The 12116-nt window shown below is 71.1% G+C and carries 12 protein-coding genes and 3 pseudogenes; 8 read left to right on the forward strand and 7 right to left on the reverse strand.

Features of this window, described 5'->3' with window-relative positions; all coding sequences use genetic code 11:
* Window positions 1–282 precede the first annotated feature (282 nt).
* Window positions 283–570, forward strand: a complete 288-nt coding sequence (locus AB0D48_RS27445; protein WP_362402363.1) for a hypothetical protein — start codon at window positions 283–285, stop codon at window positions 568–570.
* A gap of 68 nt (window positions 571–638) precedes the next feature.
* Here AB0D48_RS27445 and AB0D48_RS27450 read toward each other — a convergent pair whose 3' ends face one another.
* Window positions 639–959 carry an MMPL family transporter gene (locus AB0D48_RS27450; protein ID WP_362402366.1) on the reverse strand — a complete coding sequence of 107 codons (321 nt, stop codon included), beginning with the start codon at window positions 957–959 and terminating at the stop codon, window positions 639–641.
* Between the two features lie 158 nt (window positions 960–1117).
* Here AB0D48_RS27450 and AB0D48_RS27455 point away from each other — a divergent pair.
* Together AB0D48_RS27455 and AB0D48_RS27460 are read left to right on the forward strand one after the other, a co-directional pair.
* Window positions 1118–1409 (forward strand): annotated as a pseudogene (locus AB0D48_RS27455) (RNA polymerase subunit sigma); the annotation flags it as partial.
* Window positions 1410–2314: 905 nt separating this feature from the next.
* A complete protein-coding gene (locus AB0D48_RS27460) occupies window positions 2315–2677 on the forward strand; it encodes a transglycosylase family protein (protein ID WP_362402369.1) in 363 nt (120 codons plus the stop codon).
* Window positions 2678–2736: 59 nt separating this feature from the next.
* Here AB0D48_RS27460 and AB0D48_RS27465 read toward each other — a convergent pair whose 3' ends face one another.
* Window positions 2737–3081, reverse strand: a complete 345-nt coding sequence (locus AB0D48_RS27465; RefSeq protein ID WP_362402371.1) for a peptidase inhibitor family I36 protein — start codon at window positions 3079–3081, stop codon at window positions 2737–2739.
* 476 nt (window positions 3082–3557) lie between these two features.
* Here AB0D48_RS27465 and AB0D48_RS27470 point away from each other — a divergent pair, with 476 nt between their 5' ends.
* Window positions 3558–3809, forward strand: coding sequence for a protealysin inhibitor emfourin (locus AB0D48_RS27470; RefSeq protein ID WP_362402374.1), 252 nt, complete (start codon window positions 3558–3560; stop codon window positions 3807–3809).
* A 95-nt stretch (window positions 3810–3904) separates the two neighbouring features.
* On the opposite strand, the gene AB0D48_RS27475 is transcribed toward AB0D48_RS27470, so the two are convergent.
* From AB0D48_RS27475 to AB0D48_RS27485, 3 genes and pseudogenes are all read right to left on the reverse strand, one after another.
* Window positions 3905–4360, reverse strand: coding sequence for a hypothetical protein (locus AB0D48_RS27475; protein WP_362402377.1), 456 nt, complete (start codon window positions 4358–4360; stop codon window positions 3905–3907).
* Between the two features lie 407 nt (window positions 4361–4767).
* A pseudogene (locus tag AB0D48_RS27480) lies at window positions 4768–5582 on the reverse strand (DUF899 domain-containing protein).
* 235 nt (window positions 5583–5817) lie between these two features.
* On the reverse strand, window positions 5818–6189 hold the full coding sequence (locus AB0D48_RS27485; RefSeq protein WP_362402380.1) for a histidine phosphatase family protein: 372 nt from the start codon (window positions 6187–6189) through the stop codon (window positions 5818–5820).
* 188 nt (window positions 6190–6377) lie between these two features.
* Between AB0D48_RS27485 and AB0D48_RS27490 the strand changes: the two genes are divergently transcribed.
* From AB0D48_RS27490 to AB0D48_RS27505, 4 genes and pseudogenes are all read left to right on the forward strand, one after another.
* Window positions 6378–6971 carry a TetR/AcrR family transcriptional regulator gene (locus tag AB0D48_RS27490; protein ID WP_362402383.1) on the forward strand — a complete coding sequence of 198 codons (594 nt, stop codon included), beginning with the start codon at window positions 6378–6380 and terminating at the stop codon, window positions 6969–6971.
* Window positions 6968–7804 (forward strand): alpha/beta hydrolase, encoded by an 837-nt coding sequence (locus tag AB0D48_RS27495; protein ID WP_362402386.1) that lies wholly within the window; start codon window positions 6968–6970, stop codon window positions 7802–7804. Before AB0D48_RS27490 ends, AB0D48_RS27495 begins: the two co-directional genes overlap by 4 nt.
* A gap of 243 nt (window positions 7805–8047) precedes the next feature.
* A complete protein-coding gene (locus AB0D48_RS27500; RefSeq protein ID WP_362402389.1) occupies window positions 8048–9079 on the forward strand; it encodes a LacI family DNA-binding transcriptional regulator in 1032 nt (343 codons plus the stop codon).
* 422 nt (window positions 9080–9501) lie between these two features.
* Window positions 9502–9603, forward strand: a pseudogene (locus AB0D48_RS27505) (pectate lyase); the annotation flags it as partial.
* 199 nt (window positions 9604–9802) lie between these two features.
* On the opposite strand, the gene AB0D48_RS27510 reads toward AB0D48_RS27505, so the two are convergent.
* On the reverse strand, window positions 9803–10660 hold the full coding sequence (locus tag AB0D48_RS27510; protein ID WP_362402392.1) for a hypothetical protein: 858 nt from the start codon (window positions 10658–10660) through the stop codon (window positions 9803–9805).
* Entirely contained in the window at window positions 10660–11184 is a 525-nt protein-coding gene (locus tag AB0D48_RS27515; RefSeq protein ID WP_362402395.1) for a SigE family RNA polymerase sigma factor, read from the reverse strand. The genes AB0D48_RS27510 and AB0D48_RS27515 overlap by 1 nt, the downstream gene beginning before the upstream one ends.
* Between the last annotated feature and the right edge of the window lie 932 nt (window positions 11185–12116).

Consider the following 12116-nt stretch of genomic DNA (forward strand, 5'->3'; position numbering starts at 1 on the left):
GCGCCGGTCGTCCCGGTCGACCGGCTGCTGTCGATCGCGCGCAAGTCGATCCCTGGCAGGCCCAGGGACGGATCGGGGCCGCCCCCCGATCGGCATCGGGCGCCGCCCGGCGCGCCCGGCGGCGCCGTCTCCCAGCACGTCGCCGAGCGCGACCAGCCTTCAGCAGCGCTGGTTCCCGGGGCCAGTACGCGGGCGAGGGCCGGTTCGTCCGTAGCGGGGTTCGGGAGCCGGACTGAGCGATACCGTGGTGAGGCCCCGCCACATCGACCTCCTGGAGCCCCAATGAGCGAACAGCCGGCCTCCGCCCTCCGGCAGCAGCTGGAGCCCGCGGCCGCCGACGCGGTCCGCGCGTACGCGGCCAAGACCCGGGCGACCGCTGACCAGTTCGCCGGCGTCCTGGAGGACCTCGCATCCAACGGCCTGCCGCCGGTCGACGAGTGCACGCCGTGGGAGGAGCTGCGCGAAGCCCACCTCGCCCGCCTCGCCGCGCAGCGCCCGACGCCGACCCCCGGGGGCCGCTCCAGGCCGAAGTCGGATGCGCCGGCCTCCGCTCTCATATCTTTCCCGTGAGCCCCCGGATGCGGTGGCCGAGAGCCGACCTCGGATCCGCCCGCCGTACGCACCTCGGCCGGCCTGCATCAGGTGTCCACCGTCCCGGCCCCCGGGGCTCGAGCCCGCAGACAGCGGGATCGTAGGCGGAGCCTGCACGGTGCCCACCAGTTGGCACCGCGGAGCAGTGTCATCGTGGCCGGAACCAGCACGCACCGCACCAGCGTGGCGTCGACGACGACGGCAACGGTCAGCGCGATCGCCAGCTGTTTCATGACCAGCAGCTCGCCCAAGGCGAATCCGATGAAGACGATGCACATCAGCGCGGCCGAGGAGCTGATGATCCGGGCGGAGCGCTGTATCCCGACCTCGTCCATCGACAGGCCGAAGGCGAGCGCGAACACCACCACGGGAGCCAGTAGCCCAGTCCGCCCAGCGTGTGCACGCCGAACAGACCGGCGCCCCAGCCGTCCTGGAAGACGAGGACGACAGCGCCGAACGACGCACCCCGCGACAGGGTGTTCATCGCGATCGCCTTGAGCGGGAGCAGCACCGATCCCGTCATCAGATCGCGGCCCTGTACGGGGCGTTGGCGCGGCTTCTGCCGACGCCGATCGTGCATCTCAACCGCGCGGTGGCACTCGAGATGGCGTGCGGGCCACAAGTAGGCCTCGACCTGGTCGATTTCCTGGCCGCCGATCCCAGCACTGCGCGACTACCATCTCCTCCCCAGCGTCAGGGGAGACCTGCTGGCCCGCCTGGACCGGCACCAGGAAGCGCGGCTGGAGTTCCATCGGACGGCGTCCCTCACCAGGAACGCCGCCGAGCGCTCCTTTCTGCGCCGGCGCGCGGACGAGATCACCGTCTCCAGCCCGCCCGGGCCCACACTCGGGCGGGCCGCCCACGACTTCCTGCGCCGTGACGATCTGGACCCGGCCACGATCCACTCGTACGGACAGACCCTCCGGCGCCTGTGCCTTGCCCTCGGCGACCAGCTTCCGCTGGCCTCCCTTACGGCCGACCAGGTGCGGGTGTTCGCGACCGCGTGGGGAGGGACAGCGGCCAGACCAGGAACCGGCATCGCTCGGGGTCCGGTCCTTCTGTGCGTGGGCGTCCCTGAGTGACCTCGCGGCCGGGCTGGACCGTCGCGCCGAGACCCGCCCGCGGACTCCGGCGCTGGGCTCCGCGCAGCTCGCCGCGCTCTGGAGCCTCCCGGACCTGCCGCTGCGCGAACAGACGCTATGGCGGCTGCTGCACGAGTCTGCGGCCGGAGTGAAAGCCGTCCTGTCGCTGAACGTGGAGGACCTGGACCGGGACGACCGCCGGGCCCGCACGGCCCACACCTGGTGACCTGCCGCTCCGGGACCGCCCGGCTCATGCCCCGGCTGCTGGCCGGTCGGACCCGGGGGCCGGTGTTCCTCTCCGACCGGCGACAGGGCCCGGCCCGTGGAGCAGCAGGAACGGATCCGGCACGAGCGCGTCGAACGGCAGTGCCGCGACGAGTACCTCATCGCCGAGGACGTCTGGTTCGGGCCGAGGCGGCCTGCGCCCGGCTACACTCCGTGCTCGTCGGCGCCGCCTGCTGACGATCGCTCTGGTCGCGAGCCGTGGAGCGTCCATTCGAGTGGCGTCGTACCTTCACCGACGGCAAGTGCCGCGGTAAGCGCGTCGGTCCGTGCTGTGCTGTGGCAACGATCCGAAGAGGGCCGTACGCGGGCCCGCCCGCTGTTCGTGGCAAGCCCGCCCCAACAGCGAAGGAGGACTGATGTCGCGCCACCCGAAGGACCGGCGGAGCCGGAGCAAGGTCTGTCAACTGCTGGCAGCCGGGGTCTTGTTGACCGCGGCCCTGCTGAACGTCTCCGGGGCGCACGCCGCCGCGGTCCACTCCAAACCCACCGCTGACTGGGACGCCATCGCCCGGTGCGAATCCGGCGGGAACTGGAGGGCGAACACCGGTAACGGCCATTACGGGGGGTTGCAGTTCACCCGGTCCAGCTGGAACGCGGCAGGAGGCCGCAAGTACGCACCACGCGCAGACCTCGCCACGAAGGCGGAGCAGGTCGCGACGGCGAGGAGGCTCGCCAAGATGCAGGGCATGGGGGCCTGGACCTGCGCACGCCGTCGCTGAGGGACACGCCGACAGGGCGGCGTGGCCGCCCTGTCGGGCCCGGCTGGACGCGTCGGCCGTCAGCAGGTGTTACCGACCGCGTCGATCTTGCCGCCGAACCGTCCCTGGTAGTTGGAGGCGTAATCGCCGACCCGGACCGGACGGCAGTCCTTGCCGGTCGCCCAGTCGATGAAGGCGCCGGTCCTGTTGGCCCGGAACGACCCGACGTGGTCAACGAATTTGCCGGGCAGGTCCACGTAACCGCTGCGCCACACGTACAGGTCGCCGGTTCCGTCCTGGAAGCGCCACAGGCAGATGGCGTTGCTCGGGCAGGCGGGCAGGGCCTGCGCCGCCGTGGGAGAGCCGAGAGTGGCCAGGACGACAGTCCCGGCGACGAGCAGAGTGCGCACGATACGTGTCCTCATGTGTTTCTCCTCAGCGGCGTCGTTCCCCCATCGTCCACGCACACGCGTGTCCATGGGAAGACGAGCTGCCCGCACGCACCGTCCGCCGTCCAGGAGCGCGGCCCTCGGCGGACGTACGGCGTCGAAGGCGGCTCGTCCTGCGGAGGCTCGTCCTGCGGACGCGGGGGCTGCGGGGGCGGAGGCGACTGACGTCCGATGTGGACCGGCGCGGACGCGTACTCCAGGACGAGGCCCTCGCTGGCGAGGGGACACCTGGCAAGCCGTTGGCCGCCGCACGACGTCCGGACGCGAGCCGCCCGCCTTCCGCCGCACCCCATCCGGCCCCGCCGGTTACAGGTCGGCCACACAGCGGCGCTTTCCGGACGTTCGTACGGCCGGGACCCTGCTTCGTGACAGCGGGCCGGTGTTCGGGGCACCCGGGGCTGTGGCTGCGACGTGCAGACCGTGGGAACCACCAGGAAGAGGGAGAAACAGCCATGCTGATCACGGTCACCCGCTCCGGAGGCTTCGCCGGCTTCGAGAAGCTCCGTGCACTCGACACCTCGGGCCGCGCGGACGCGGCGGAGCTGGAGGAACTCGCACAACGGGCCGTCGACCCCGTGGCCGACGGCTACCACTACCGGATCACCGTCGACGACGAGGTGCTCGACCTCCAGGACCCGTGCCTGTCCGACGCGCAGCGGACACTGATCCACACCGTCCTCGGCGAAGGCGCCTCACCGGGCTGACACCGTACAGAAGGGGCCCTGCTGTCGGAGCCGTTGGTCCGCGCCCATTGCAGACCAGCAGCGACTCAGACCGACCGTAGCGGCCCGGCGGCAGATCAGTTGTCCGGCGGACCCCCAGAGGCGGGTAGGGCATGCATGAGCTGGCGGCCGCAGTCGTCGCAGCGGGCGTGTCCGTCGGTCAGGTGAGCCTCGCAGTGAGTGCAGGCAGGGCTGCCGCATTCCTCGCAGCGGGCCTGGTCGTCCAGGCCGTTGACCATGGCACGCTCGTTTTCGCGGCACTCCTCCGGGGCCGGCGGCCGGTCGTCGCCGGGCGCACTGCCGGCCAGTGCGGGGTCCTCGCACAGGTTCGCCAGAGCCGCGAGGTAGGCGGCCGAGGACTCCAGAGTCTCCGCGAGTTCCTCGCCGCCGTACCCCTCGGCGCAGGGCCTGCACAGGTGCGTGCCGGCCAGTGCGTGGGTGGTGGTGCAGGACCCGCACACCGGGTACCCGCAGGCGAGGCAGACCGGATCGGGGGCATCCTCGTCCAGGGCCATTCCAGGGCAGTCAGTCACATGCGGAAGCTGCCTGGCCGGATTCCGTACTACCCCTCGCTCGCCGTCCCTGGAGAATCCGCACAGATGAACGGAACGGAGTTCTTCGGGGTGAGTCCGAGGGGTGGGACCGAGATCGGGGGAGCGGGGGCGTCCGGGGATCGCGGACGGTGGAGATGTACGCAACCGCGGCCGATCGCTCCGCACCGCACGCAGTCCCAGAGGAGAGGAACCGGTGCCGGTGTGGGACCTGATCGAGGGCGGGTGGCCCTCGATGATGCGCCGGCTCGGTCGTGTTGCGGTTCGCGGCCTGGTCGGTGGGGGGCGGGATCACGGCCCTGATTCCGTCCCGATTTCCGTCGGGGACCGTTTCCGCTGGACGGCTCCGCGGCAAGAGGTGTCTTGCTGACGCCGTCGACGAAGGCGCGTCAGTGGTGGGGGCCGTGCCGGCCGAGGGTCTCCACAGGGGTCGCGCCGGGGCGGGTCCACTGCGGCACGGGCCGGCTGGTCGGGCCCCAGGTGGCGACGCGTCGGCATCCGAGCGCCAGTACCAGCAGGCCTGGCGGCCCTCGGACGGGTACCCCTCGCGGACATCGCCGATCACGGGCCAGCCCTCGGGGTTGTCCTCCCACGCCTCGCCGCGGCCGTAAGGCGTCATGTCGAGCAGGCCGAGGGAGCCGTTGGCCGGCTCGTTGCCCCGGCCCGTCGTGGAGTAGGTGAGGAACACGCGGTCGCCGTCGCGCAGGAAACAGATGATGTGCCCCATTTCTCCGCCGACCGGCGCCTCCACGCCCCGCACGGAGTACCAGGGCTGGGTGTAACCCATGAACTTGACGTAGGGAGCCACCTCGCCCCACGGGCCCGTGGTCAGGACGGCGAACGAGACGCCCCGGGCGTTGAGGTAGACGGCGTCCTTCACGTGCCAGGCCGTGGTGGTGCAGCCCTCGCACTGCCCCTGGTGCGGCGCGCCGTCGTACCACATGTGCTTGTAGACCACGAGCTCGTCGCGGCCCTGGAACAGGTTCAGGAACGGGACCGGGCCATCGGGTCCGACGACCTCGACCGTCCCGTCGAGCTCGACCATCGGCAGCCGGCGGCGGGCCGCGGCGAGGGCGTCGCCCTCGCGGGTGTGGGCCTTCTCGCGGACCAGGAGCTCGTCCCGGGCGGTCTGCCAGGTGGCCAGGTCAACGACGGGCGGGCGGCCGGGCAGGGCGGTGTTCGGGTCTTCCGGGCTGGTCGCCATGGTGTCCTCCGTGGTGTCTCTTGCCGGGCAGCGTTGCACGACGTACGAGGGTCACCAGGACAGACTCGCGACCAGGCCGGAACTCATCGCGGCAGGGACCCTCAGGTCGAGCCTGCACGGACCACGTCGGGCTGTCCCGGTGGCGCCGGGCACCCTGGGCACCCGAGCGCACCCCGGGCACCCCAGGCGCACCGGCAGCCAGTCGCCGGTGCCCTTGGAGGTCATCTCATTTGGATCAGAAGTCTGCGACCGTGACGATCGTGGAGCGGCTGGTTGATGGCTGCCCGTCTTCGGTGGCGAGGAAGCTGAGAGTGCCCGGAAGTGGGTGGCCGAGCAGCCGGCTCGCTGACGCGTCCAGGCCGAGCCGGCGCACGGTGAGCACGCGCGCCAGGTGGCCGTGCGCAGCCACGGCGGCGTCGCCGTCGCTGAGCAGCGGACGGACGCGGCCCAGCACCGCGTCCGTACGCGCGGCCACCTGCGCGAGCTGCTCGCCAGGGCGGTCGGCGTCACCGGGAAGGACGCCGTCGCGCCACAGGTCCCAGCCTGGCCTCGCCTCGCCTCGCGGATCTGCTCGGCGGTCAGGCCTTCGTAGCCGCCGTACTCCCACTCCAACAGGTCTGGATCGGGCTCGGCGCCGGTCAGGCCGGCCAGCTCAGCCGGTCCGCATGGAGGTGGTCGGGGCGCGCAGCGAGCGCAAGCCCTGGCCGGCCGCTGACCTGTCTGCCGGTCTGCCACGCTTGCTTTTCCTAGGGCTACTAGGTTAAAACTAGGAGTCCTAGGATCACGGGAGGGTGCATGGCGAGGGCAGGGCTGACGGCGGAGCGGGTGACGGTCGCGGCCGCCGAGTTGGCCGATGAGTTCGGGCTGGACCAGGTGACCATGTCGAAGGTGGCGCGGCGGCTCGGCGTGAAGGATGCGAGCCTCTACACGCACGTCCGCAGTCTGGAGGATCTGCGCGGACGGATCGCGCTGCTGGCGGCGGACGAGAAGACCATCGGCATCGCGGAGGCGACCGCCGGGCGGGCGGGCAAGGACGCGCTGGTCGCGTTTGCCAACGCGTGGCGGGAGTACGCCCGCAAGCACCCGGGCCGCTACATGGCGACGCAGATCCCGATCCGGATCGACCCCGAGCTGGCCGCGAAAGCATCCGGACCGCGGCGTGCGGTCGAGCTGACCTACGGCATGCTGCGCGGCTACGGACTGGCCGAGCCCGACCTGACCGACGCGGTCCGGTTGCTGCGCAGTACGTTCCACGGGTTCGTCGCCCTGGAGGCCGCGGGCGGGTTCGCACACGAGCGTTCGCCGCAGCAGTCCTGGGTCCGCGTCCTCGACGCCCTGCACACCCTCCTGGAGCACTGGCCCCCGTCCCGAGAAGGAGACTCCGCATGAGGACCCCGACCATCGGCAGCCTGCGCGTGAACGGCGCGACCCTGCACTACGAAGTGCGCGGCCAGGGCCCGCTCCTGCTCCTGATTCCCGGAGGGGCGGGCGGCGCGGCCTCCTTCGAAGGCATCGCCGATGACCTGGCAGCCGAACACACCGTCGCGACCTACGACCCGCGCGGCATGTCCCGAAGCACGCTGGACGACCCCCAGGCGGGGCAACTGGTGGCCGAACACGCCGACGACGCCTTGCGGATACTGGAATTGCTGTCGCCCGGGGAACCCGCCCGGGTGTTCGGCTCCAGCTCGGGTGCCATCGCCGCCCTGCACCTGCTCACCGCCCGTCCCGAACGCGTCGAACGCCTCGTCGCACATGAGCCGCCGGTGGTGGAGGTCCTGCCCGACGCCTCCGACCATCGCGCGCTCATCGCACGCGTACAGGAAACCTTCCACGCACAGGGGCTCATGCCGGCGGTGGCCCTCTTCGCCGCAGGTATGAAGAAAGACGGCGAGACCATCGAGCCGAAGGCCGGGATCACGCTTCCACCGCAGGCAGCGGCACGGGCCGAGCAGACGATGGCCAACATGCCGTACTTCGTCGGGCGCATCGTCCCCGGCTTCATGTCCTACGTCCCGGACATCCGGCGGCTGGAGGCGCTGTCGGACCGGCTCGTACTCGCCTGCGGTCAGGACTCACGCGGCGAGCTGCCCTACCGGCCGGCCGCTCTCCTGGCCGAGCAACTCGGCACGGAGCTCCTGCACTTCCCCGGCGGGCACACCGGTCTGACCACGCATCCCGCCGAGTTCGGCGAGCTCCTCCGGAAGGCCTTCCGCTCCTAGTGTCCTGACTCGGAGATTCGTCGTTGGAGCCCCGGGCGGACCCGTGTTCCCCGTTGCCCCGGCACGTGCGTGCTCCGCGCGAGAGGCATTGTCAGGTGAGCGTGAACAAATACACTCTCGTGAGCACTCATGAGACAGTCGTAGCGCCTGGCCAGGGTCGTCAGGGACCGGGCGCGGGCCCGGGGGGCGACCCGGAGCCGGGGTGCGGTGCCGGCCATCGACGAGACGGACGAGGGGGCCCTGATGGGAAGTGCAAACATCGAGCCGGAGCCGCGCCAGCCTGTGATGGCGGACGTGGCGCGGGTCGCCGGAGTGTCCCACCAGACGGTTTCTCGCGTGCTGAACGGTGCGCCGCACGTGCGGCCGGACACCCGGGACCGCGTACTCGCCGCCATCCGGGAACTGGACTACCGGCCCAATTCGGCCGCCCGTGCCCTGGTCACCCGGCGTTCGCAGACCCTCGGCGTGGTCAGCTTCGGCAGCGCGCTCTACGGCCCCGCCTCGATGCTGGACGGCATCGAACAGGCCGCGCGCAGCGCAGGGTACTTCGTCAGCGTGGCGAGTCTGCGCTCGCTGGACAGCCGCTCCGTGCAGGAGGCCGTGGACCGGCTCCGCGACCAGGGCGTGGAGGGCATCGTCGTCATAGCGCCGCAGGTCTCGGCCGTGAGCGCGCTGGCGAAGCTGTCCAGTGCGGTACCGGTGGCGGCGGTGGGGTCGGGAAGCCAGTCCCGGGTGCCGACGGTGGCCGTGGACAACGAGGCCGGCGCGCTGGCAGCCACCCGTCATCTGCTCGACCTGGGGCACGCCACCGTGCACCACGTGGCAGGTCCGCCCGGCTGGCTCGAAACCACGACCCGGCAGGACGGCTGGCGCAAAGCGCTGGAGGCGGCCGGTGCCCGGGTGCCGAAGGTCCGGAGCGGGGACTGGGGCGCTCCCTCCGGGTACGAGGCGGGGCTGAGGATCGCCAGGGACCCGCTGGTCACCGCGGTGTTCTGCGCGAACGACCACATGGCTCTCGGCCTGCTCCGCGCGCTGCACGAGGCGGGCCGGGCGATCCCGGGCGACATCAGCGTGGTGGGCTTCGACGACATCCCCGAGGCCGCGTACTTCACCCCGCCGCTCACCACCGTCCGCCAGGACTTCGGCGAGCTGGGACGCCGCGCCCTCGAGTTGCTGGTGGGGGAACTGGGCGGAGCCGGCCATGCCCGCCGTCACGTGCTGGTTTCGCCGGAGATGGTCTTGCGCCGCAGTGCGGGCCCGGCGGTTCGCCGGTAGGCCACTCGGCCTTTTCGGCCAGGGGCCTCGGTCCGTTCGGCAGCCCACCACTTCTTGACAGCGCGATTGTTAGCGCTATCAATCACTGCCACTGGTGGCGCCGCGGTTGCGGGCAGTCGGCTCGGCAGACAGCCAAGCCGACGGTCAAGCCGACAGCCGAGCCGACCGCCACCGTGAGCCCCACCTCCGGTGTCACGGCCACTGCCACCGTTTCGCCCCCCGCGACCGGGACGGGGGGGAAGGTCCGGAAGATCCCGGCGTGGCCGGCACCCACCGGTCGACGTGCCGCTGACCACCACCGAGAAGGTGGCCGCCTTCTTCGACGGCGGCGGGAGGCGCTTCGTCGGCAAGGGCGCGCTCGGCAGCGGAGGCGAGGCCAGTCCGAGGGCCAGCCGGCCTTGTTCGAACTGGCCGACGGAGCCGTGCTCCAGAACGTCGTGCTCGGCGACCCGGCCGCCGACGGCGTGCATCGCAACGGCAACTGCACTCTGAAGAACGTCTGGTGGGAGAACCTCGGCGAGGACGCAGCCACCCTCAAGGGCATCTCGGCCTCCCAGGTGATGACCGTCGATGTGACCGGCGGCGAACCCGAGGAGGCCGGAAGCGGCCCCGGCGACACCCGCTGCTTGTACACCCGTCCGCCGTCACGTTCCGGCCGTAACCGCAGGTCCGTCAACCACGTCCTCGGTGCACCCGCACGAGGACGCGGTGGTGCACCGCCGCTCAGGCGCCGGGTGGGAAGTCGCCCCAGACGGAGGGCGTCGCGTCCGCCGTACCGGCGTCCACCCGGTACGTGTCGCCCACGGCGTCCCGGCCACCCGCAGCGTGGTCGTACTGGCCGGCGAAGACGTGCTGTCCCACCGGGACCGTCCTGCCCGGTTTGAGTGCCCAGCGGTAGACGAGCACGCCGCTGTCCTCCCGTACCGAGAGGGCGAAGTCGTCGCCGGACAGGGTCTGCCAGCTGCCCGTGCTCTTGACTCCGCCCGTCTGGACGACGCGCAGTTCCAAGGTCAGCGCGGTGAGGGGCTTTCGCGTCTTGATGGTGACGTTGCTCTGGGCCCAGAAGGTGTTGCTGTGGACGTCGACGGACCCGGCCGCCCACAGTGGCCCGTCCTCGGTGTGTGTGCGGCCGGGAGCGGAAGGGCCGGCGGGGTGGGCCGTCGTGGACGATGGGGACGGTGGGGACGGCCGCATGGTCTCGGAGGGCAGTGATGGGCTGCTCGGCCTCGGTCGCCCGGAGATGTCGGGTGTAGGGGAAGGCGAGGGTCCGGGGGAGGGGGCCAGGGACGTCTCGGGCAGGGTGGCCGCCTCCTGCGGCCGGTCGTGGTTCTGAACGACGCCACCCACGGCGAGGCCGCTCACTGCCAGGGTGGCGGCGGTCACGAGCGCGGCCAGCGCGATCCTCGGCCGGGACGAGGTGACCCGGCTGCGCCGGACTTCGCGGGCGCGGGCGGGATCGGTGGCGAGACCGGTGGGGACGGAGGACGACGTCTTGCCCTGTTCGACACGGGCGAGGATGCGGGCCCGGTCCGGCTGGTGGGCGGCGGCGGCCTGCCGTAGCTGCGTGTACAGGTCGTCCATCAGCTCCTCCTCCCCACCAGTTCCTCGGTGGCGCGTCTGCCGAGTATGCGTTCGAGCTCCGCCAAGCCCTTGGAGGTCTGGCTCTTTACCGTACCGACCGATATTCCGAGGGCCAGCGCGGTGTCCTTCTCCGAGAGGTCGAAGGCGTGCCGCAGTACGACGCACGCGCGTTTGCGGAACGGGAGCCGGCCCAGGGCGGCCCGGACGTCCACGACGGCCGCGACGTCCGGGTCTTCCGCACGGTCGGTGCTACGGGTCCAGAACAACGCGACGCGGCGGCGCTCGCGGACCGCCCTGCGGATGCTGTTGCGCGCCATGTTGGAGACCACGCCCCGGGCGTAGGCGAGTGGACGGTCCGCACGTTGCACACGGTCCCAGCGATGCCAGAGTGCGACGAACGCGTCCGCGGCGAGGTCATCGGCGGCGTCACTGTCTCCCGTCAGGAGGTGGGCAAGGCGGGCCAGTTCGACGTAGTGGCGCTCGAAGAAGTCGTGGAACTCCGCGGAGGCGTCTTCGAGGGGCATGTACGGGGTGCACCTCTTCTGAATGTGAGCGCTAACAGGGCGATGGCGGGTCAGCATAGCAACCGGTGGACGGGGCCGGGCGAGAGCTTCGTCGAACTTGCCGACGAACTCCAGGACCAGCGGCCGGTCGGCGGCACGGCTTCCGCCTGCGATTGGACCACACGCCACTGCACCGCTGGATGAGGATGCCCGCCCAGTCCACCTCCTACGGCTTCGTGCGCGGCCTCACCTTCGAGGCCCACGAGAAATACCTCCGCGACGCGATCACGGCCGCCGCCCTTACGCGGACTTCTCCCGCTCCGACATCGTCTTCGTGGTCCTCGCCAGGACGGCGACCGCCCTCCCCTTCTCACCGATCTACCTCTACGACCTGGCGGCGACCGGTATCACCGCCCACGGCACCCGCCTCAAGAGAGAGCCGTCACCTTCGGACACGACCCCGCTTCCGGCGTGCGCATCGACGTCCTCGCGGGCGGACGGGGGGAGAGGCACGGTGTACTGCGCTTTCGGGCCCGCCTGCGCCCCCCGATTCCCGGGGACGACGTGGAGGCGGCGACAGAGCGTATCGACGGAGTAGCGAAATGTCGCGGTCCAGGGAGTTGGCCAGTCGAGTCAATCCGCGGGTGGCTGGACGTCGGGCTTGGTCCGGGGCCCGGGGAGGTAGGCAGCCCAAGGCCTCGCGGGTGTCATTACGGCTCGCACCGTCGGTAGGGCGGCAGCTTGTACCAAGATCGGTTCTGCATGTCCAGCCACGTATTCGAGTGTCGTGACGCACATCCGCTCGCAGGGTTTATTTGAAGTACGCCCTCACCGGGGAACCCCGGAGGAAATGAGGTCGGAAAATTACCCGGCCTGTTCCGCGGGACGGTATTCAACCCCTTTTCTTTACATCGAATGGAGAATTCCCATGAGCAAGCTGTTCTCGACCCGTC

It is taken from the genome of Streptomyces sp. NPDC048269 (genome assembly GCF_040652395.1).
GTDB lineage: Bacteria > Actinomycetota > Actinomycetes > Streptomycetales > Streptomycetaceae > Streptomyces.